Source organism: Pseudoalteromonas arabiensis (genome assembly GCF_001550155.1).
Classification (GTDB): Bacteria; Pseudomonadota; Gammaproteobacteria; order Enterobacterales; family Alteromonadaceae; genus Pseudoalteromonas; species Pseudoalteromonas arabiensis.
Genome location: NZ_LRUF01000021.1, coordinates 454,339 through 474,328 on the forward strand (window position 1 = coordinate 454,339; position 19,990 = coordinate 474,328).

The 19,990-nt window shown below is 36.4% G+C and carries 18 protein-coding genes; 3 read left to right on the forward strand and 15 right to left on the reverse strand.

The genetic code is table 11. The features are described from left to right. Position 1: 1 nt before the first annotated feature. The 15 genes from PAARA_RS11720 to PAARA_RS11790 form a co-directional block, all read right to left on the reverse strand. Positions 2-523, reverse strand: coding sequence for a polysaccharide biosynthesis/export family protein (locus PAARA_RS11720; protein ID WP_062569208.1), 522 nt, complete (start codon positions 521-523; stop codon positions 2-4). Then, on the reverse strand, positions 520-1,734 hold the full coding sequence (locus tag PAARA_RS11725; protein ID WP_062569209.1) for an outer membrane beta-barrel protein: 1,215 nt from the start codon (positions 1,732-1,734) through the stop codon (positions 520-522). Before PAARA_RS11725 ends, PAARA_RS11720 begins: the two co-directional genes overlap by 4 nt. Next, positions 1,718-3,121, reverse strand: coding sequence for an undecaprenyl-phosphate glucose phosphotransferase (locus tag PAARA_RS11730; protein WP_062569210.1), 1,404 nt, complete (start codon positions 3,119-3,121; stop codon positions 1,718-1,720). The genes PAARA_RS11725 and PAARA_RS11730 overlap by 17 nt, the downstream gene beginning before the upstream one ends. Positions 3,122-3,650: 529 nt before the next feature. Beyond that, on the reverse strand, positions 3,651-4,049 hold the full coding sequence (locus tag PAARA_RS11735; protein ID WP_062569211.1) for a hypothetical protein: 399 nt from the start codon (positions 4,047-4,049) through the stop codon (positions 3,651-3,653). A gap of 88 nt (positions 4,050-4,137) precedes the next feature. Then, on the reverse strand, positions 4,138-6,366 hold the full coding sequence (locus tag PAARA_RS11740; protein WP_062569212.1) for a choice-of-anchor A family protein: 2,229 nt from the start codon (positions 6,364-6,366) through the stop codon (positions 4,138-4,140). Between the two features lie 457 nt (positions 6,367-6,823). Continuing rightward, positions 6,824-7,870 carry an acyltransferase family protein gene (locus PAARA_RS11745; protein WP_062569213.1) on the reverse strand — a complete coding sequence of 349 codons (1,047 nt, stop codon included), beginning with the start codon at positions 7,868-7,870 and terminating at the stop codon, positions 6,824-6,826. Positions 7,871-7,881: 11 nt separating this feature from the next. Beyond that, complete coding sequence (locus PAARA_RS11750; RefSeq protein WP_062569214.1) at positions 7,882-9,789, reverse strand: sialate O-acetylesterase; 1,908 nt, start codon at positions 9,787-9,789, stop codon at positions 7,882-7,884. Next, a complete protein-coding gene (locus PAARA_RS11755; RefSeq protein WP_062569215.1) occupies positions 9,786-10,958 on the reverse strand; it encodes an O-antigen ligase family protein in 1,173 nt (390 codons plus the stop codon). The genes PAARA_RS11750 and PAARA_RS11755 overlap by 4 nt, the downstream gene beginning before the upstream one ends. Continuing rightward, on the reverse strand, positions 10,951-12,024 hold the full coding sequence (locus PAARA_RS11760) for a hypothetical protein (RefSeq protein ID WP_157066197.1): 1,074 nt from the start codon (positions 12,022-12,024) through the stop codon (positions 10,951-10,953). Before PAARA_RS11760 ends, PAARA_RS11755 begins: the two co-directional genes overlap by 8 nt. A 94-nt stretch (positions 12,025-12,118) precedes the next feature. After that, complete coding sequence (locus PAARA_RS11765) at positions 12,119-12,625, reverse strand: glycosyltransferase (RefSeq protein ID WP_062569217.1); 507 nt, start codon at positions 12,623-12,625, stop codon at positions 12,119-12,121. Next, the gene (locus PAARA_RS11770; protein WP_062569218.1) at positions 12,625-13,077 is read right to left on the reverse strand and encodes a glycosyltransferase family protein; all 453 of its coding nucleotides are present in this window, start codon (positions 13,075-13,077) and stop codon (positions 12,625-12,627) included. The genes PAARA_RS11765 and PAARA_RS11770 overlap by 1 nt, the downstream gene beginning before the upstream one ends. Beyond that, positions 13,070-13,387 (reverse strand): acyltransferase, encoded by a 318-nt coding sequence (locus PAARA_RS11775; protein WP_228074465.1) that lies wholly within the window; start codon positions 13,385-13,387, stop codon positions 13,070-13,072. The genes PAARA_RS11770 and PAARA_RS11775 overlap by 8 nt, the downstream gene beginning before the upstream one ends. Before the next feature lie 104 nt (positions 13,388-13,491). Beyond that, positions 13,492-14,319: a glycosyltransferase family 2 protein gene (locus tag PAARA_RS11780; protein ID WP_062569220.1), complete on the reverse strand. Its 828-nt coding sequence runs from the start codon at positions 14,317-14,319 to the stop codon at positions 13,492-13,494. A gap of 15 nt (positions 14,320-14,334) precedes the next feature. Continuing rightward, positions 14,335-15,678, reverse strand: a complete 1,344-nt coding sequence (locus PAARA_RS11785; protein WP_062569221.1) for a UDP-glucose dehydrogenase family protein — start codon at positions 15,676-15,678, stop codon at positions 14,335-14,337. An 82-nt stretch (positions 15,679-15,760) separates the two neighbouring features. Then, a complete protein-coding gene (locus tag PAARA_RS11790; RefSeq protein ID WP_062569222.1) occupies positions 15,761-16,435 on the reverse strand; it encodes a glycosyltransferase family protein in 675 nt (224 codons plus the stop codon). A 259-nt stretch (positions 16,436-16,694) separates the two neighbouring features. Between PAARA_RS11790 and PAARA_RS11795 the strand changes: the two genes are divergently transcribed. Genes PAARA_RS11795 through PAARA_RS11805 form a run of 3 tightly spaced genes read left to right on the forward strand, consistent with a single transcriptional unit; the run spans position 16,695 to position 19,950 of the window. Beyond that, positions 16,695-17,393 (forward strand): transglutaminase-like cysteine peptidase, encoded by a 699-nt coding sequence (locus PAARA_RS11795; RefSeq protein WP_062569223.1) that lies wholly within the window; start codon positions 16,695-16,697, stop codon positions 17,391-17,393. After that, on the forward strand, positions 17,377-19,383 hold the full coding sequence (locus PAARA_RS11800) for a bifunctional diguanylate cyclase/phosphodiesterase (RefSeq protein ID WP_062569224.1): 2,007 nt from the start codon (positions 17,377-17,379) through the stop codon (positions 19,381-19,383). Before PAARA_RS11795 ends, PAARA_RS11800 begins: the two co-directional genes overlap by 17 nt. 21 nt (positions 19,384-19,404) lie before the next feature. Then, positions 19,405-19,950, forward strand: a complete 546-nt coding sequence (locus PAARA_RS11805) for a hypothetical protein (RefSeq protein WP_062569225.1) — start codon at positions 19,405-19,407, stop codon at positions 19,948-19,950. Positions 19,951-19,990: the final 40 nt, after the last annotated feature.

Sequence of the window (19,990 nt, forward strand, 5' to 3'; positions counted from 1 at the left end):
CCTAAAACAAGCGCTGTTCTATTTTTATAGTGTCACCAGCAGCAATTTGGCTATTTAAGTTACCTTTTTGTTGCTGCGCTTTGGTTTTCTCTTTAAAAATAAAAATTTTGTCAACAGAGGCTCGCTCAGTTAATCCGCCAGCTAATGCAATTGCTTGGTTTACTGTCATTGCAGGTTGATACGGATACGCACCAGGCTCCTTAACTTCACCGTGGATATAAAAAGGACGGTATTCCACGACTTGAGCATATACGTTAGGGTTAACCAAATAATCAGGCTGTAAACCCTCGCTAATCGTTTGCTCAACTTGCGAAATATTTAATCCGACAAGCTTGACCTTACCTAAAAAAGGGTAATTAATCTCACCGCTATTACCTAGCAGTGAGGTTACATCTAAATCTGGCTGGCCAAATACTTTAATTTCTATTTTATCACCAGCCCCTAAGATATAGTTTTTTGAATCATCAGCAAAACTATAAACACTTAGGAGCAAGGTTAAAGCTATTAAAATTTTGACCTTCATTCATTACCCTTTAACGCAAAAGTAAAATTAAGGCCCACGATTACACGATCAAATTCGATGTTAGCTTGGTTTGAGTTACGGTCTATGAAATCAACATAACCCGATACCATACCAAAGTTGTTTGCTAGATAGTTCAACCCAAGACGTGCGTTTTTAACTTTATCTTTGCGATTAAAATTGCCCACGTACTCTTGATCCACATAATTTGCGCTGACTACTGAGCTTAAAGATTCACTCCAATCATGTTGCCATGTAGCACCATATACACTCTCACGAATATAATCGCCTTGAACCAAAGGATCCTTTGCTGCACGGCTAGTTACCAATTGTAATGACGTATAAGAAAGTGGTTTCCAAACAACCGCAGCTTCCCAGCTTAAACCGCTGAAATTATCCCGAAGATTCGACTCGAAATCTTTATTCTGATAACCGACTTTAAACGATCCCGTTGTAATGGCTGTCGCTTCCCATTCCATACCCAACAATACTTTAACATCATCTGAATCACGAGAAATACCATTAGAATCAATAACATCGTAGCGATAGTTTTCCTGCTTTATCTCTACAAAGGCACGGCTACCGGCATGTGTATTATAATAACCAGTAATACCTAGCATAGGTTTGTCGTAATCACGGAAACGAGATATCTCAGAAAAATTTTGATAATTTTTATTATAGTAGCCAGCCATAAAAGCGACCTGCGCCTTAGAGCTTAGGGCACCATATTCATACCTAGCAGAGAAATTCTGTTGTTGGTATGTAATTAAGTCATCAATAGTATTACCCTGACCTTCTGTCAAACCTGCACCACGTGCTTCTGACAGCCAATCAGCATCACCTTTAATATCTACACGGTGTTTACTGGTAAATTCTTTATGCAAACCAGCGCCTAGATTTATTTGCGTAAAGTTATCAGTAGAATCTTTATTATGAAGTGCAGAACGTGTAGCAATATCAAATTCATAATTGTCTGGACCGTCTTCAATCAATGCATTTAAACTAGGTGCTATTTCCCATATTAGACGAGACTGGGTATCTGATGGTGTCATAAAAAAGTTGTCGTTGCTACTAACACCTAATTGGAGCGTAGGCGTGAGCTCTGCTCCATCCTCAGTCATAAAACTGCCTGGCTTTAATTCAACTGCGATCGCAGGTGCAGATAAACCCAGTGCAATAGGTAAAAATAAAATTGTATTAGTACGCATTTTCACTTTTAAATCCCTTAAAAATTGTCATAAAAATTATTTTCACATCAAGCCACAAGGACCAGTGCTTAATGTAATGTAAGTCGTATTCAACTCGTTTAGCCATCTTATCAAGTGTATCTGTTTCACCGCGCCAGCCATTAATTTGAGCCCAACCGGTGATACCAGGTTTTGCTTTGTGTCTAATCATGTAGAAATCGACCTTAGATCTGTATTCTTCGTTATGAGCTACAGCATGAGGTCTTGGGCCGACTATTGACATTTCACCTCTTAATACATTGATGAATTGAGGTAACTCATCAAGGCTAGTTCTTCTCAAGAAGCCACCAAGCTTAGTAATACGCGCATCATTTTTTGTCGCTTGTGTAACTACGTCACTATTTTCGGTGACTGTCATAGACCTAAACTTCCACACTTTAATTTTTCGACCATCTAAACCATATCGATCTTGTTTGAAGATTATATTTCCAGGGGAAGTAAGCTTAACTGCAGCAGCGATCACTAACAGTAAAGGGGAAATTAATAACAGAATTAATGAAGAAACAATAATATCTTCAGTACGCTTAATAAACTCCTGCGCACCTATTAAAGGTGATTCAAACACGCTTAATGTATCTAAATTACCAACATGTTCTATCCTAGCGTGAATCAAGTTAGAAAGTAGAAAATCAGGAATAACATGCACATCAACCGTCGTATTGCCAAGCTGTAATAAAATATCAGCAATACGCTTTTCAGCTTTTAGTGGTAATGCAATGTATAATATGTCTATTTCACCATCTCGAGCCCGATCAATTGCGGTTTGAATGTTGCCTTCCACGTCATAATTGGCGGCTTTTTCAAACAAACGTTCAGGTTTACGGTCATCAAAGAAACCCATAAACTTGAAGCCTAACTCACTATTATTTTCAATTTCTTTATGTAAATACGCTGCCCCTTCAGTTGCACCAACAATTGCAACATTACGAAGATTCAAGCCTAATCGACGTCGATTACGTTTGTATAAATGAACAGCCAAACGCCAGCTAAATAAAAGCAGCAAGCTCACAAAAAACCAAATGGTTAACCCTAAACGAGACAATACTTCTGTGAATTTAAAAACAAATGAAATACAAAACATCGTTGAAAACGCAACGACTAAAGAAACCCAAGAGCATAAAACCATGCTTCTGAATTTACCTGCACGCCACGATCGGTATGTAGATAATATTTCTGCACAATACATATAGGTAATTGTGATAGATAATGCAGCTGCAAGATAAGCTGAGGTAAAGTGAATAGTATAAATACTATTTGCTATTTGAAATGCAATAAAAAGTGTTAACAAGTCAAATAAGCGATAAAAATTTGCATCTGAAGAACTAGATGGTTTAAATGTTCTGCTTCTGTTCACTATATCTTCCTTGAACGGCAAGTAACTAAAAAATCAGCTGCAATAATATAGTGACAACAGGAACAGATCAACCAAAAAATAAGTATAAAGTGCCAAACAAAAATTGCATTAAATTGAAGTATAAAAAAGAAACATTTATAAAAATGAACGCAAGATAAACAAAAATAAACACAACATTATTAAATTAAACTATTCAGGGCAGATTCATATTTATTTATTATTTGAATAAACAAAGGGATAGGAGCAGTTTATTGACAATCGATTTCCCAAAAAGGTAAAAAAACACAAGACTGTGTAAATTATAATCAAAATAAAATTGAAAAATTGGGGTTAATTTAAAAAAAATAAATTGCAAGAAGCTAGACCATTTACAAAAAATAAACATATTTAAGCAGTAAACATGAATATTACTCATATTAAGTTAATGTGACAGTAGTGAGATTGCATTACTTAATATGAGCGAAACCATATCAAATTACCAATTAAAAAGGACCGGTAAAACCTAACCCTCTCAGCCACTTTAGCTATTCTAATTTAACAGGGAGTTAAACCAGTCCCACAGGCCAAAGGAAAAGCTAGAAAATATATCAATTCCCAATGCAGATTTCGCCAAATATAAAATTAGCAATATAGTTAATAGGACAAATGAGACTGCCATGCTTAAAATTACCGCTTGCCCAAACTTAGCAACTTTTTGTTCTTGAGGAGTTAATTGTCGCCTATTTCGTCCAGCCAAAAGCACGTAGTAATAACGGTATTTAAATAATTTAACAACCCCTCTAAGGTCAACTGCGTGATTCCCCCATTGTCTTGCACCGATTGCAATTTTCAAATGTACTAACTGTTCATCGGTAAATGTATTTTGAATACCCTCTGGCATTCTTTCCAACAAACTTCTAATTGCAGGGTCATCGTGTAAATCAGCCAAAATAAACCTTTTTAAATCCGTTTTAAAACGAGCGCAATTCTAACAAAATGAGCCAATTAAAAAAGTTAATTGGCTCATTTAGAATGAATTAATTCAAATTACCAGAACGGAAGGTATTTGTTTGTTCCCAGCTGTTTTCTTGTTGTAAAGGCAACGAGCCATTTTGGTTTATATTCGAACCAGAAAAGGAATGCTGATTCCAAATACGTGTAGCTGGCGACCATTTACAGCTTTTTGACGTTTTGACAGAAATACCATTAGTACCCGTGGCACCGCTTGGCAAAAGCAATGTATTGGAAACAGAGATAATTTCTCCAGAGCCATCACCATCTAAATCAACAACAATTGGGTACTCCCAAATTGTCCCTGAGGACTGCTTAGACGTATAAACTAATCTATTTTCTGATGCGCTAAATATATTTAACCCCGTTTCATCTATATTAATGATTTCATCTTTTCCATCGCCATTAAAGTCATATGTTATGACACCAGCGCGTTTACTAGAGGGATCATTAATTGCAAAGGAGTTAATTAAAACGCCCTCTTTATTCAGTACTTTAATTAATTTACCGCCTGAGACAACAATATCTGGTTCACCATCGCCATCAACATCACCAATTGAAGGAACCCCACCGCCTGAATCATCTGATTGATACTCCCAAATTACTGAGCCATCCTGTTCTAGAAGCTTAATACTTCCATCTAAGTCAGTTAGCACAATCTCAGGGTATGCATCATTATCAAAATTACCAATTGCAGCAAAGCCTTGTTGTGTATTTTTGTTCCAAAGAATTTGTCCGTCCATAGTATATAAAACACCATTTACTAAGACTTCCTGCTGGCCATCAAGATCTGCATCAAAAGCAATTGAATCAATCATTACGAAGTCGCCCTTATTATAATCCACAGGCTTTTTAAGCTTAACGATTGAATCATCATCAAGATTCACAATGTTATTGCCAATAATGAATTCAGCGGAACCATCACCATTAAGATCAGATATAGTCGAGTTCCCATATGCAAACCCTTTTGGAATAGCCTTAATCAAGTCGCCAGTATTACTATAAATCTTATAGCTATGATCAGTAGAATCTCTTACTATAACTTCAACCAAACCATCGTTATTAACATCTGCGGCAGCGATAGAGTAAGTAGATGTTGCTTTAATTGTTTTATAATTAAAAGATCCATCAAAGTTTTCAGTTTTCCACAACTCTTGACCATCGATACCGCTAAACGCTCGAACAATACCCTGCGCACGATAATTAGCAATATTAAAAGTTACAGCCAAGATATCTGTCACATCTTTTTCGTCAATTATACCATCGCCATTATCATCATTTAGATTTACAGCTATCGGAGTTGAAATAACTTGGTTAAACTCCGGCATAAACTCACTGCCAGTCCAACTCCATTTATCAGTAACATCAATATCATTACAAACTGGCTCACCGATTTCAGGTAAGTTACCGCTGAATTCACCGCCTAACAATGTCATTGAACCATAAAAACTCTGGCCAATAATTGGCATCTTAGCAACACCATGAACACCTCTAATATCAGCAAACGGAGCTAAAACAACGCCTTGCCAACGATTCCCTTTGATATCAAGTTTTTTGGCATTCGCAAAGTTGAATACTGTTTTAGTTGCATGGTTATGTAAACTCGCAAAGCTTTTACCTTTTACAACAATATTATCATCGCCGGTTATATTAAAAACGACTGTTGCGCCATGCGGGATCCCTGACACAGCGAAGGTATGTGCCTTAGCAAACTCCCGTGCGTCTAAGTTGAATACTTGTCTATCAGAGCCCCCATCACCTTCTAAGTAAAGGCCGCCCCACATACTCTTTACAGTACCCGTTGTTGAAAGCTCACTTAATCCAGCACTTAAATCTTTATAGTACTGTTCTTGCTCATCAAAGTTGAAAGGCATAGCAGATTCACTTTGATTCGATAGGATTTTAGAGCCCCATTGCATGCCCCACCGAACACTCCAGTTGACATCAGTAGCACCGCTGGCAATCATACTGCCCACATATTGACGACCTGACTTGAAAGCGATACTAGATTCACTAATTAAATAATATTCGCCAGCATTGTAGGGTCTTGTATAACCAACACTGTATCCTTTCAGACTTATCTCACCGGCTGCAATTGCGCCCTCAGCACGACCTGAATTAGATTTAAAATCTTCAAAAACAAACGCAGAAAAATTATTGGCAACGCCTAAGTCTGCGGCCAAAGTTGTTGAGCTAGCTAAACTAATAGCAATCACTGCGCTTAGCTTTGTTAATTTTAGTAATGAGTTAGTCATTATTTCCCTCGTAATGAAAGTGCGTCAATAGCAGCAAAAACTGTGTGTTCAGCTTATAGTCATGTCCTTGAATTAATTGCAGCACATTATATATACAAATTAAATGCAAATAAACAAAAGACACTACAAAAGTATCATTTTAATGTTCCATAAAAAAGTACAAAACGCAAAAATCAGTAACTTAAGTAATAAAGCAGGATAAAAGACCTTTAAAACCAACCCTAAAACACTATATAAAAGTTAATTTAATGTTAACGATGTAAAGGAGGAGATAGTCCAAATTTTTAGCAGAACTTAGTAAAACTATCTGTTAGGTAACAATCACAAGATATATTTTCATCTAAAAAACCTGTTAGCAATTCAATCACCAACAGGTTTTCAAGCTTTTATTGTTATTTCAGATAATACTTACCAGGTAGTTTTTTAGAATCAGTTTCAAGCTAATGAAACTGTATTTTCAATAACCAATGAGGTATTTACTCTTATCATTGAGTAATTTTTTCGCGCACAAGGCAAGAAGCATACTAAGTAACACAAACATAATAGATAAAGCAATGAAGTAGAGCCACTGGAATAACGCCGTATCTGGGGTCGGTAATTTTAAGTTTCTAAATATAAAGATTAGATAGGGATGTATAAAAAACACTGCAAAACTTGTACTCGCGAGAGTGTCAAAAAACAAATTACTTTTTGAATACTTTTCTAATAGCAAGAAGAAAAAGAAAGCAAGGAGTAGCTTTTGTAGAAACATCAAGTCGATGCCTCTGAACTCAAAAAATGGCTTATGGTAGCTTCCCACATCACCTAAATAGGTCTGGATCAGCGTGAAACTGATCGATAATAAAAATAATAGCCAAAACCGATTACCCTGAAATGCCTTTAACAAGGATTCTCTACATTGAGATACCACAGCACCGGTGAGGTAAACAGGGAAAAAAAACACAACAGAATGCAAGTGATTCATATTATCGACAGGTCTATGAATCAAAATTGACACGCATGAAAGAATCAGAATCAGTGACAGCTTAAACTTAAAACCTTTTTTTAGTATATGAACGACTAATGGCGAGAGTAAAAATAACAGTAACGCAAAAGGAATATACCAATAAGCGGTCATAAAGCGACCTGTTACTTCATATTTTAGAAAAGGTACCATAAACTGTGATATTGCACCTTCAGATTTAGGCAGAAAATAGCCATCTGAAATTGGGTTAGCTACATAGATATATAAACAGATTGGTATGATTGACAATAATAAATATGGCCATATCAGCTTTGAAGCTCTGGAGAAATAAAACTTAGAAAAAGTAAACTTTCTCAAAAATACAACTTCAAAAAGAAAGCCTGAAATGAAAACAAAAAGAATGGTACCACCAGATAGCAGGTTTCTTAAAAAAACTTCCCAAAGACTATCTAAAGCGACACCAGAAACATCGAAAGAATGACCGAAAACGATAAACATAATGGCTATCGCACGGAAATTATTAATTGAGTTATAAAACAAACTATGACCTTTTAAATTGGTTCAATTTCAATATTACTAATTTTCCCTGAAAAGCCTGATTTACCTGAAGAAAATCTTAAACGGCCAAACTCAGGCTTACAAATAGGTACCCTACTATAAAATACTCCCGTATCATTGATGCTCTTATGAAAATCGCCAATATTGATATATGCTGACCCCTCATTCACTTGGACTTCATATTCAAGTAAATATATCGGGTACTGTAACTTCGTTTTGATAAAATAGTCTCCAGTGACTACAAAATCATCTGCTTCATAATTCTCAACGGTCACATTATTAGGCCAAATATTATCACCGAGCTCTTCAACGTCATATTGGTCAAAGTTAGTTTCGGATAATATCGGTTTTAAAGAAATGGATTGCATCGCTCCGGTAAACATAGTTTGTGTGCTTACCACAGAAACCATATCTTCTGTAGGTTCACAAACGATTGCTACAAAAGAGTTTTCCCCCTCTTTTGTAATTGGAATGCTTGAATCTCCGATATAAAAAATTGGCGTACCCGATTCAATTTCAGCATCAAAACTGACACGATATAAAGCATAGTTCAAATCCCTGTTATTATAGCTTCCGCCGATAATAGAGTAGGGTTCTGACATATCAGCGACGATATCGCCATCATGCCATATACTGTTGCCACTTGGATTTACAGAAGAAGACATGCCGGGAGTTTGAGGGGTAATCTCTATCGAAAATTGCACTAGCCAATTATGCAGTGGTTGCTGATCAACAGAAGAAATTAACGTCGACGTATCTCTGATATTAGTCACAGGGGTTTTCTGATTTGCAGTGTTATACCTGTCATCTAGGGTAAAGCCACTGTCTATTTCCCCCCCCACCTCGAGTGTAGTATTAAACTCGAGTATTAACGTATCACCTTGTATGGAAACTTGCGGAATGTATTCTATGTTATTTGGCGATATATACTTTAGACCGTAACCAGGTGCTTCAGGTAAAGTTTGAGTATCAATAGTCAAACTTCCTTCTGGAACATGTAATTTCACAAAAGCTTTATTATTTGCTATTTCTAAAGACTCTGGTTGCAGTGGTTTCCATTTCTTATTAGATTCAAATGTAGAAAAGATAGCTTTCGCAAAATACTCGCCTTGTAAAATATACCCCTTCGTATTTAAGTGAGTTCTTTCATCAGGCCTATTAAAGTAATTTCTATTTAGAAAGTACTTTGGCATGACTAAAGAGGCAGCTTCATGGTCATTCGCAAACTCCCATAATGAGATAGCAATATCATGCCCATAACTAACGCCGGTTTGGTCCATGAATAATATTGGATTACGGGTTTTAGAAGTGGTAGTTTGTATTTTATTTTTATAAGCGTTATAGAGCTTACTAAGCTTTTGCTTATAGTCCTGTAAATTAGAATTTGCGTTAGATTCACCATGTATCCAAGTAATAAAAGGGACATTAAAACTTTCGCCACTTTGCGCAGCCAACCGCTCTGCAGCCCTTAGCATCGTAAGTCCATTTTCAAATGGTTCTGTGCCATATTCAAGTTTACTTATCTTTTGCCCTCCACGACCATGTGGAGCATAAACAAACTTAGGGAAAGGTTTGTTCTCAAGAGCATATAAATATTCCAACATTTTGAACATTGAGTATGCATGTGTTTGTCTAGTCACATCTTTCAAAGGTTCCAAAAATCTTACGTCATTTTCTACTAACCTTTGATAATATCGAGGTGCAGTGGTCCTGACACCATTAAACAGAAAGACGTTGTTAGGATTAACTTCATTAGGAAAAATTATCGGATTCAAGTCTTGATCAGTGTGCCCTATACTTAATGACTGACCTGATGCTAAGACTAAATTATAATCATCAATAGCGCTCAGGCTATTAGATGAGCTAAAAAGAAGTAAAAATAAAATTAAATAACGTCTCATTTTTCTTTACTTAAAACCATATAGATTACAGGAATAATAGAATAGCCAGCTACACCGGATAAAAACGAGGCCTCAAATAAAGAGGTAATAACAATATAAACCGCCATCGAGTTACCCAATCTATTTTTGCATTTTACAACCAAATTATAGCCAAGAATTGCAGTTATACATAACATGCCACCAAGCCCAAGACTGAAAAAAGCTTGTAAGATTAAGTTATGAGCGTGAGCGGGTGTATAACCTATAATATCTTCTAACGTTGGCAAAGCCAAAGACGTCACACCTATACCATAGCCGGTAAAAGGCCGCTCAAGCGCCATATCAAAGACAGCAGGCCAGATATATGTTCTGCCCGTGAAAGTGAGAACTTCTTCAGGATCACCGTGGCGAGATACATGTTCAAGGAAGCCATAAAAGTCAAATGTAGCGTATATTATTAATAATGAGGTTAAAATTACACCTGATAGAATTGCAAACAGAATAAACTTATTTCTTCTGTATAAAAATAAAGAAGAAAAAACAAATGATATAAAAGCAGTCTTACTATCACTCAATAGTAACGCTATCAAAGACAACCCAAATGCAATAATAAAGAAAGATTTTGAGATAATTTTCTTATTAAACGCATGTAACAAGAACAGGCAATATACGGCACAGAATCCCCCCATTGCATTCGAGGTAGAGAAAACGCCACTCATTCGAGGGCTTACAAATAAAACATCATTCAACCAATAGATGTGTCTCCCCAAATCGGGCAAAGCCAAATAATAAAAGTAAGAAAAACAAACAACTATAAAAAATGACAGGGAAATTGAATAAAGTAAAAAGTCATCTCCAAACCTACTTTTTACATACTTAAAATAAAAATAAAAAGCTGCATATGAAAGTACTACAACAAAGCTACGAAAAGGAAGCATTGAAAAAGGGAGCATCAAAATAGCTAAGAGAATAAAAGCAACAAATAACAACTCATGATTGTTAGACACCCTAAAACCGAATTTATAAAAATATATAAATGCGATTAAAATACCTCCTCCCCATGCCATTAGTCTTAAAACGATTTGAAAATCGACACTATCACTTCCGTATTCGCGTATTCTAAAAACAAATAAAGAAAAGATAATAAACATTGAAAAAAGAAATAAGTTAAAGAGTCTTACCCTATTCATTATCGACTCCTTTCATAACAATCAAATAATAAGTAATCGCCAAAAACAACCACCCCATAAAAATATGAAGTGATGGTGAAACTTGTAAATGAAGAAACAAATTCAATAGTAAAAGAGATAAGACACCCAAACCTGATAACAGGTATAGTGAGTTCATTTTTTTGTACATATTTTTCTTCACGAGCAGCATTTCAACACTTCTTGAGCATGATAAACAAACTAAAATACCTGCCCAGAACAATAAATCACCTAGCTTAGGAACAGCTTGCTCACCATACACCACAGGAAATAGATAAACAGCTATTAATAAACAAATTAAAGAGGCGGCTAAAGAAATAAGCATATACTTTTTGAACAAACTCTTTACAAATGTGTGTGCATTATCTTTTATACTAGCGAGTTTTCTTTGATCAATTGCCTCAACTGATTTGATCAATATTTGTACTGGCTGAAATACTGATCGAGCTATAAATAGAACAGAAGAAACTGTTGCTGGATACAAAGCCGATACTAATAGAAATGGAGAATGTACGAGTAGTAATTGAGAAATGGATTGAACATTTCGATTTAGTAAATTTCTTGTATCACGAAACCAAAAAAAAATGTCTAACTCATGCTCATCGGTATTAGCTTTTTTAAAAGTAATAAAAAGAGCGATTACTATTAACTCTAGCGCAAATAAACATAAATAAGTGTTTATCAAGAGCTTTATAGATAAACCATCAAATAATAAAGAAGCTGCAAAAGTAGATACTAAAACAACAGATACCAACGCAGGCAAAAAGTACAGCTTACTCACCATAAGTAGATATCTAAATGATTCATGTATAAACAAAAAGGCGAATAAAACAGGTGCTAACAACCACTGCTCTTGATATGGAAAAACAAAATAGGTACTAATGAAAATTAACACTAAAAATAGCACTAAGAGGAAAAATGAACAACTTAGAAACTCTATTATCCTTACTTTACTGCACTTATCTTCTTTTAAATTAAAAGGAATGAGCACGATTGTTCTTTGAAAAGATAAGAAAATTAATGACAAAGTCATAGCAACACCAAACATGACTACTGACTCATTTCCCTCATACTTAAGTAAAAGAAACGTGATTAAAAAATTAGCACCCGACGATAACAGCGAGTCAATTAACAAAGATAATTTATACTTCATCATCTATCATTTTTTTAATATATACACCTAGGTTCTCAGTATCTTTCTCTTTTTCAGTCGTGAAGAAATCATTTTTCTCGCTTAGCTTCTCGATTTCCTCTAGGGTCTGTTGCAAGTCTTTTACATCACGGCACACCCTCATTAAGCTTATTGATGAGGTTAACGGTTCAAATCTTGCGATAGTATCGAGCTGATGATCATTTCTGTGCTCACCAAATTTAGCCAACCTCGGTACAACTATAAGCTTTTTATTCAATTCTAAACATTGAATGATGGTTCCCATACCAGCGTGAGCAATAACAATATCACACCAGTCAAGTTTCGCTTTGTACTCATTAGAGCTCAAAAAATCAACCACTTGAATACCATCATAAGCATTTGAGTCTTCACCAACTTGAGCAAAAACATCCAAGTTTAGTGATTTATTTATATCGTTAATGGCCTCTACCAATCGTTTAAATGGTAATTGCGCACCCACAGTTACAAGCACTTTCATTATATAACTCGACCTTTATATTCAACATTATCACCAGCTAAATCTGGCCATTGGGTTAATGTTTTATGAGCAAATTTCTTTGCTATTCTTCCCGAGGCGGATAATTGTTTTGTATTAGCAATACTATCAACCCACATGGTTTTTCTTAGTAATAGTCGGCCAATTACAATAGAAATTAACCCAGGCATCGCGCCTGTGGTTATTATCCACTTAGGTTTATGCTTTAAGACGAGTTTTAACATTTGAAACGCAATTATGGGAGATCGGATTAATGTGTCTCTTGATACATCCTCAATTAAGCTTTCATTCTCAAAAGAAGGTGTATCGTGCGCGTTAACTTTCGTGCGCACAAATAAAATGTCATTAGAGTTAAAGTTAGCTTGTTTCATTATTCTACTCAATTGCACATAATGACCACCCGTTGATGCAATTGCTATGAGCTTCTTACTCATTAATTAATATCCCTAAAGCTTTTGTTTTAATATTTGTACGAATGGCAACAGCAGGATTTCCTGCGACAATTGTCCCTGAACTTACATCCTTTGTCACAACAGCACCTGCCGCAACAATACATGAATCGCCCAAAGTAACGCCTGGCATGATGATTGAGTTACCACCAATGAAACAATTTTCACCTATTCTCACGTCTTTATGTATGTCTCGGCACATATCATGAGTTAGAATTACCGACCCAAATGCAATATAAGTTCCCGCTCCTATATGAACACCTTTCGGGTTTGTCTTATCTAGCTTTGCTTTCAATGAAATTCTAACGCTTTTATGTATATTCATTTTATAAAAATGGATATACCAGAGCGTAATAATAGATAGTATAAAATGTCGTACATAGACGTGTATGAATCTTTTCATATTCTTGTGCTCTCGTCCCTTTCCCATTTAATTGTCTTTAATTTTTTAATTTGCAACTTAGCACGAAATGTCGCTATTGAAATGACCGTAGCATAAATCAAAAACTGAAATAACGCTTTCTCTTTGATAGCTATTTTAAACAAAGAAGAAAAGCTATTACCGCCTGTAGTAGGCGAAGTAAACTTCTTCTTTAGTTCCATATTGCCTAACTTACTTCTCGTTTTTATTTTAATAAGAGACCAAATTGTTCTTGGACTCATTACGACTGAATAACAAGAAGGAATCGTAGTTAAATTAGCTGAACCTAAGGTTCCTTTAACATAGCCATCATCAGCAATAACTTGTGGAAACTTTCCTAAAATGTCGCGTGCCTGTGGAGAAATAAGGTATGCACCGGAATTAACCATTCCAACTCGGTAAGCAGGAGTAAGTTTCAAAAAACTGTAGTACATATTAGTTAAGAAACTGCCATCTTGAACTATTTTAGTGGTCGGTGAGGCAAACAAATACTGTTCACTCTCAATAAATTTTAAAATACTTCTGATACTTTCTGTGCTTATAATCACGTCAGCATCTTGAACAAGCACATGTTCAAACTGAGCAATTTCAAGCCCCTTATTTATAGCTAAGATTTTTGAGCCAGTATCAAGCTCGACCACTTTAAATGAAGGAAATTTTGCTCTAACGAATTCGGCTGTATTATCAATACAGCCATTTGGCAAGACAATTACCTCAACCTCCAAACTCGAAAAATTCGTTAATTCGGATAACGTCCTTTCAATACATTTTTCTTCATTATATGCAGGTATTATAACTGTCAGCATTTTAAGACCCTTATACTATAAAATATTTCGACCAATAGAATAATAACTAAAGCCTTTATTTTTTAGCCTCTTAGGTTCGAACAAATTACGTCCGTCGAAGATAACCGGAGTTGTTAGTAATGACTTTATCAACGAAAAATCAGGTGCTTTAAAATTTTGCCACTCAGTACAAATAACGAGAGCATCTGCATTATTTAATGCTGATTCTTTTGTTCCCATAAAGCTTAAATCATTTCGTGCGCCATATATGCGCTGCGTTTCTTCCATCGCTTCAGGGTCATATGCTTGCACTTTTGCACCGGCAGCCCATAATTGCTCCATAAGTACTCGACTTGGTGCTTCTCGCATGTCATCCGTGTTTGGTTTAAAGCTCAAGCCCCACAAAGCAAACACCTTACCTTTTATAGCATCAGGATTATTTAATAAACCGAAATGCTTCGTAATGTATTCGAATAATTTATGCTTTTGCGCGTAATTAACGGCTTCAACAGCTTTCAAAATTTGTGAGTCATAGCCTAAGCTGTCAGTTGTTCGCACCAATGCCTGAACATCTTTAGGGAAGCAAGAACCTCCATAACCACAGCCAGGATAAATAAACTGATAACCAATACGAGGGTCTGAGCCGATACCATGGCGCACGTGTTCAATATCAGCACCTACACGCTCAGCGATATTTGCCATTTCATTCATAAAGCTAATTTTGGTAGCAAGCATACAGTTAGCTGCATATTTAGTAAGCTCAGCACTTTTAATATCCATGACGATAATTTTTTCGTGATTTCGATTAAATGGTGCATAAAGTTCACGCATCTGTTCTTCTGTATCAGTGCAGTCTGTACCAATAATAATACGGTCTGGGCGCTTACAGTCATTGACAGCAGCACCTTCTTTTAAGAATTCAGGATTTGATACTACTGAAAAAGTTAAATTGCTTTCACGATGATCAAGTATCGACTGTACAGTCTCTTTTACTTTATCAGCTGTGCCGACAGGGACCGTCGATTTATCAATAATGATTTTGGGCTGTTCCATATAAGTAGCGATTGTCTCCGCTACTTTTAGTACGTACTTTAAATCTGCAGAACCATCTTCGTCAGGAGGAGTTCCAACAGCAATAAACTGTAAGTCACCAAACTCAACCCCAAATTTAGGATCGGTAGTGAAAGTTAAACGGCCTTCTTCGAAGTTCTTTTGGACTAAAGGCGTCAACCCAGGTTCGTATATTGGAATTATGCCGTTCTTGAGATTTTCTATGCGTGTTTCATCAATATCCACACAACACACATCATGACCAGCGTCAGCAAAAACAGCGGCTTGAACCAAGCCCACATACCCAACTCCGTAAAAAGTTACTTTCATTTTATCCCTCTTGTGATGTGATGAGCTCTTATACACATTCTATAAACTCTTCGCCTAATAAGGCCGCATTGCTTACTTTACGTTAGCAAGCATGTAACCAAAATTGTGAATCACAGTGATGTGACTTACCTGTTAAATAATATGCTTCAATTCTTTCAATATGACGTAATTGCAACAACACTTCTGTTGATTGAATTTCATCTCCCAGATCTATAGGAGTAGTTTCTAATAGATTCCAATTGGCGGGTGATACAGCGTATCGACCTTTTTCACTAGGGATATCGCCGTAGATTGGCTTTTCCAGCACGTGAGTGATAGTTGCATTTTCAGCTGCTTTGATTATTTTATCGTCAAAGTCCACTTCACCATAATTATTGACCTCAAGGTTTAGCTTATACTCACCAACAATCACATCAGGTAATAAAATTGCGAATGGGTTATGGCCAATAATCGCATGAGTTTCAAGTATTGCATGCCAAAGTCCTAATCGTGCCGGTTGACGTATGGAAATAATACTCACCCCTTTAGAGGTAATTAAACGGACCTTCTCAAGCACAGTACGCTTTAAGCGCGCCTCTAGCTTGGCTTCAAATTCAATACCAGAAATATTTTCTATGCTATTTTTTGAAGCGTGTGAGAGGAGTACAATTTCTTTAATATCGGCTTGAACAGCTTCGTTTACAATATGTTGGATGAGAGGTCTGTCAACTAGTGCTCGCAATCCAGCGAGAGGCAAGACGGCTTTTAAAACTTTCACTTGAAATCCTTTTAATTACTTCTTACCACATAGCCAGCCGCTGATGAACTTATGAGGCTCAGCTGAGCTTTGAAGCGCTACTATCCATATGGACCGTTATTATACACAACAGGTGCAACGGCTCAATATAAAAAAGAAGCCTTTTAGATTGTTTTTTGTTACCAAAAGGTTAACGCTCGTACTTTTGCTTTTTTTATAACCTATCATTTTATTTTTAATAAGAATATAATCCCTCTGTTTATTTATTCGAGATGGCATTGTGCGTATAGGATTTTGCATAATTATATTCGTGTCTTTTTTTATTTGTGCACAAGACATGCTATTGCATTTGCGTAACAGCGATATAGTTGCCCGTGCCAAACAGTTATATGGAGATACTGGCCATCACAGAATAAAAACATGGCTAAATTTTATCGATGACTCTACGAATAAAAGCGAATGGCAAAAAATTCATTTAGTAAATGACTTTTTTAACAAACATATAAATTACAAAACAGATGAAGAGCTTTGGCAGAAAAAAGATTATTGGGCGACACCTCTCGAAAGCCTAGGTGTAGGCATGGGCGATTGCGAAGACTATGTTATTGCTAAATACTTCACATTAATAGCACTCGGCGTCCCAGAAGAAAAAATAAGACTGATGTACGTGCGCCAGCGTACAGTTAATCAACCACACATGGTGCTTATATACTTCGAAGAACTTAACCAAATTCCACTCGTACTCGACAACTTTGATACAAAATTAGTACCGGCAAACAAACGTAACGACTTAAAACCGATATACAGTTTTAACGGTCAAGGCCTATGGTTGGCCAAATCCAAGGGCTTAGGAAACAAGGTTAAGAATAGTACTGGCGTTTCAGCTTGGAATACCATGCTAGAAAGAATTGAACAAGGTGAGCTTGCACCTTCCAATAGTAACAATAAAGGAACTAGTAGTTATGTCTCGAATCTTTAAAGATGGATTGAGCTTAAAAACCCAAGTATATAGCTTGATCATTTTAATTTCAGTTATTTCTTTTTTTGTACGTGTTTTTACTGACGTAGATACGACCCGTCATTATCTGCAAACACAAATGGCCAGCCATGCGCAAGATACAGCGACCAGTTTGGGGCTTTCCATATCACCTTATTTAGAAGATGATAACCTAATGATTGCAGAAACTATGGCGACTGCTATTTTTGATTCTGGCTATTACAGCGAAATAAAATTTACTGATGTGCAGAATAATGTTGTATTTCAGTTACAAAACCCGAAACGCGTTGAGTCGGTACCTAACTGGTTCATTAATCTCTTTGAATTAAATGTGCCAACAATGCAATCTGAAATAAATAGTGGTTGGGTAATTGCAGGTACACTCGAGGTTTCTAGCCATACTGGCCAATCATACTTGACGTTATGGCAACACATGCTGCGTAGCCTATATAGCTCATTCCTACTACTTGCTGCATCCTTAGCTGTTGCATTTTTAATTTTACGGGCTGTATTCAAGCCTTTAAAAGCAGTTGAAAATCAAGCTAAGTTAGTCACTCGAAAACGTTTTACTCTTAATGAAGAGATACCCGTCGCACGTGAGTTACGCACCGTCACTCAAGCCATTAACAATATGGTTAAAAATTTACAGAGTACCTTTGATTCATTGACGAAACAAACTCAAACACTCACAGAAGAAGTATACATCGACTCAATAACAGGACTCGGTAACCGCAAGTCATTTGAGAATTACTTTCATTCTGTAGTAAATAATATCTCGGATGATTCGCCCATAACGGCAATGATGCTCACCCTTCCTTCATTGAATAACATAAACCAAGTAGTAAGCTATCATGACGGCGACCAACACGTCATTGACGCTGCTGAATTGCTCAAGCAGTCTGCCAGCGAACTACCAAATTCATCAATATTTAGACTGAACGGCAGTACTTTCATACTATTAGCGCCATACGATTCTGTATTTCTTAATAAGGTGCGTTTAGACCTTAATGATAACTTAAGCCAAAAAGAAAACAGCCTGCATATCAACGGTTATGCTAACTTGTCTCTCGTTGCAATTAATAAAGGCGCAAGCATTCGTGAAGTACTTTCTTTACTTGATACTGGTTGTACAACAGGCGAAGATAATAATTTAACTTGCAGTGATAAAAAGTCATTATTTAGCGTTAATCAGTGGCGAACACTGATCAAGACTATCATAACTACAGGTGACGTTAGCTTTTCTATTCAACCAGTAAAACAAGCCAACAAGACTAATTCACTATGTTATTTTGAAGTTTTTGCACATTTCATTCACGAAGGCGACAAGGTAAATAATGCGCACTTATTTGCTATGGCTGAAAAGTTAAATCTAACTGAAGAACTCGATAAAAAAATTATACTGAACTTTGTCAATATTAAAGAACGATACCCAGATGAAGTCTTTGCATTAAATATCAGTAAGGCTTCGTTGTATTCAACAAGCTTTATAGAGTGGTTAACTTTATTCTCCGAAACTAAGCCGGTTATTAAAACTAACTTGCTATTTGAGCTTCACGAAATAAGCTTACTTTATAATGTACATGTAGCATCTTTACATATAGATGCTATTAAAGAGCTGGGTATTGGGGTATGTATTGAGCACTTTGGCACAAGTTTGACCTCATTCAAGTATTTACAAGGTCTTGATATAGAGTATGTTAAAATCGATGGTAGCTATATTCAAGATTTAATTACTAACCCACAAAGCCAGTTTTATATCCAAACCGTTAATAATATTTGCCACGGTTTTGGTATTAAAGTTTTAGCCTGTTTAGTTGAAAAAGCTGATACTTTAGAAATACTTGAGAACTTAGGATGCGATGGTGTACAAGGTAATTTGATACTGCCTCCATCAAAAATTATTAAATCTAATACTAATGGCGTGAATAAAGAGTTTACTTTTTGCGCCGATGCGCTAAAATTTTGCAATTAGTACTCAACCAAGGGACGAGAAATGAAAAAATTAATTCTAGCTGGCTTAGTCGCTAGCGCAACTGCTATTACAGCTCTTCCAACCTACGCACAAACGGACAATGATGCTGTAGTTCAAGAAGTGAGCGTAAATAACATTATTGACATTCTTAATAACGCAACAACAGATACGTCTGCAGAGCAATTACGTGAAGATTTAGTTGAAGCGGTTAGACAGATTTGTAAGAACAAAGAAGAAGTTAAATTAGACGAAGAGCTACTCAATGGTGCGTGTGGTTCTGCAGATATGGATGCAATGGTTGCGGCCGTTGTTGCAAACTTTGGGGCTGACAGCCCGTTGGTTCCTGACTTCTTAGCGGCACTTTCAGATGCAGGTTTTGATAGTGATGCAATCACACTCTCTGCAATCACAGCAGGTATTGATCCAACTGTGGCTTCAGAAGCAACAGCAGCAGGCCCTGGTGCTGGCACGACTGCTGCACCGGTAGTTAGCTTACCGACTCTGCCTACACCTCCTGGTGCAGGTGGTACAGGTGGGGACGCCGGTATTTCTGAAGTCGCTAATTAATCTGTACTATTAGTATATGCAAACGCAGCCAATCGGCTGC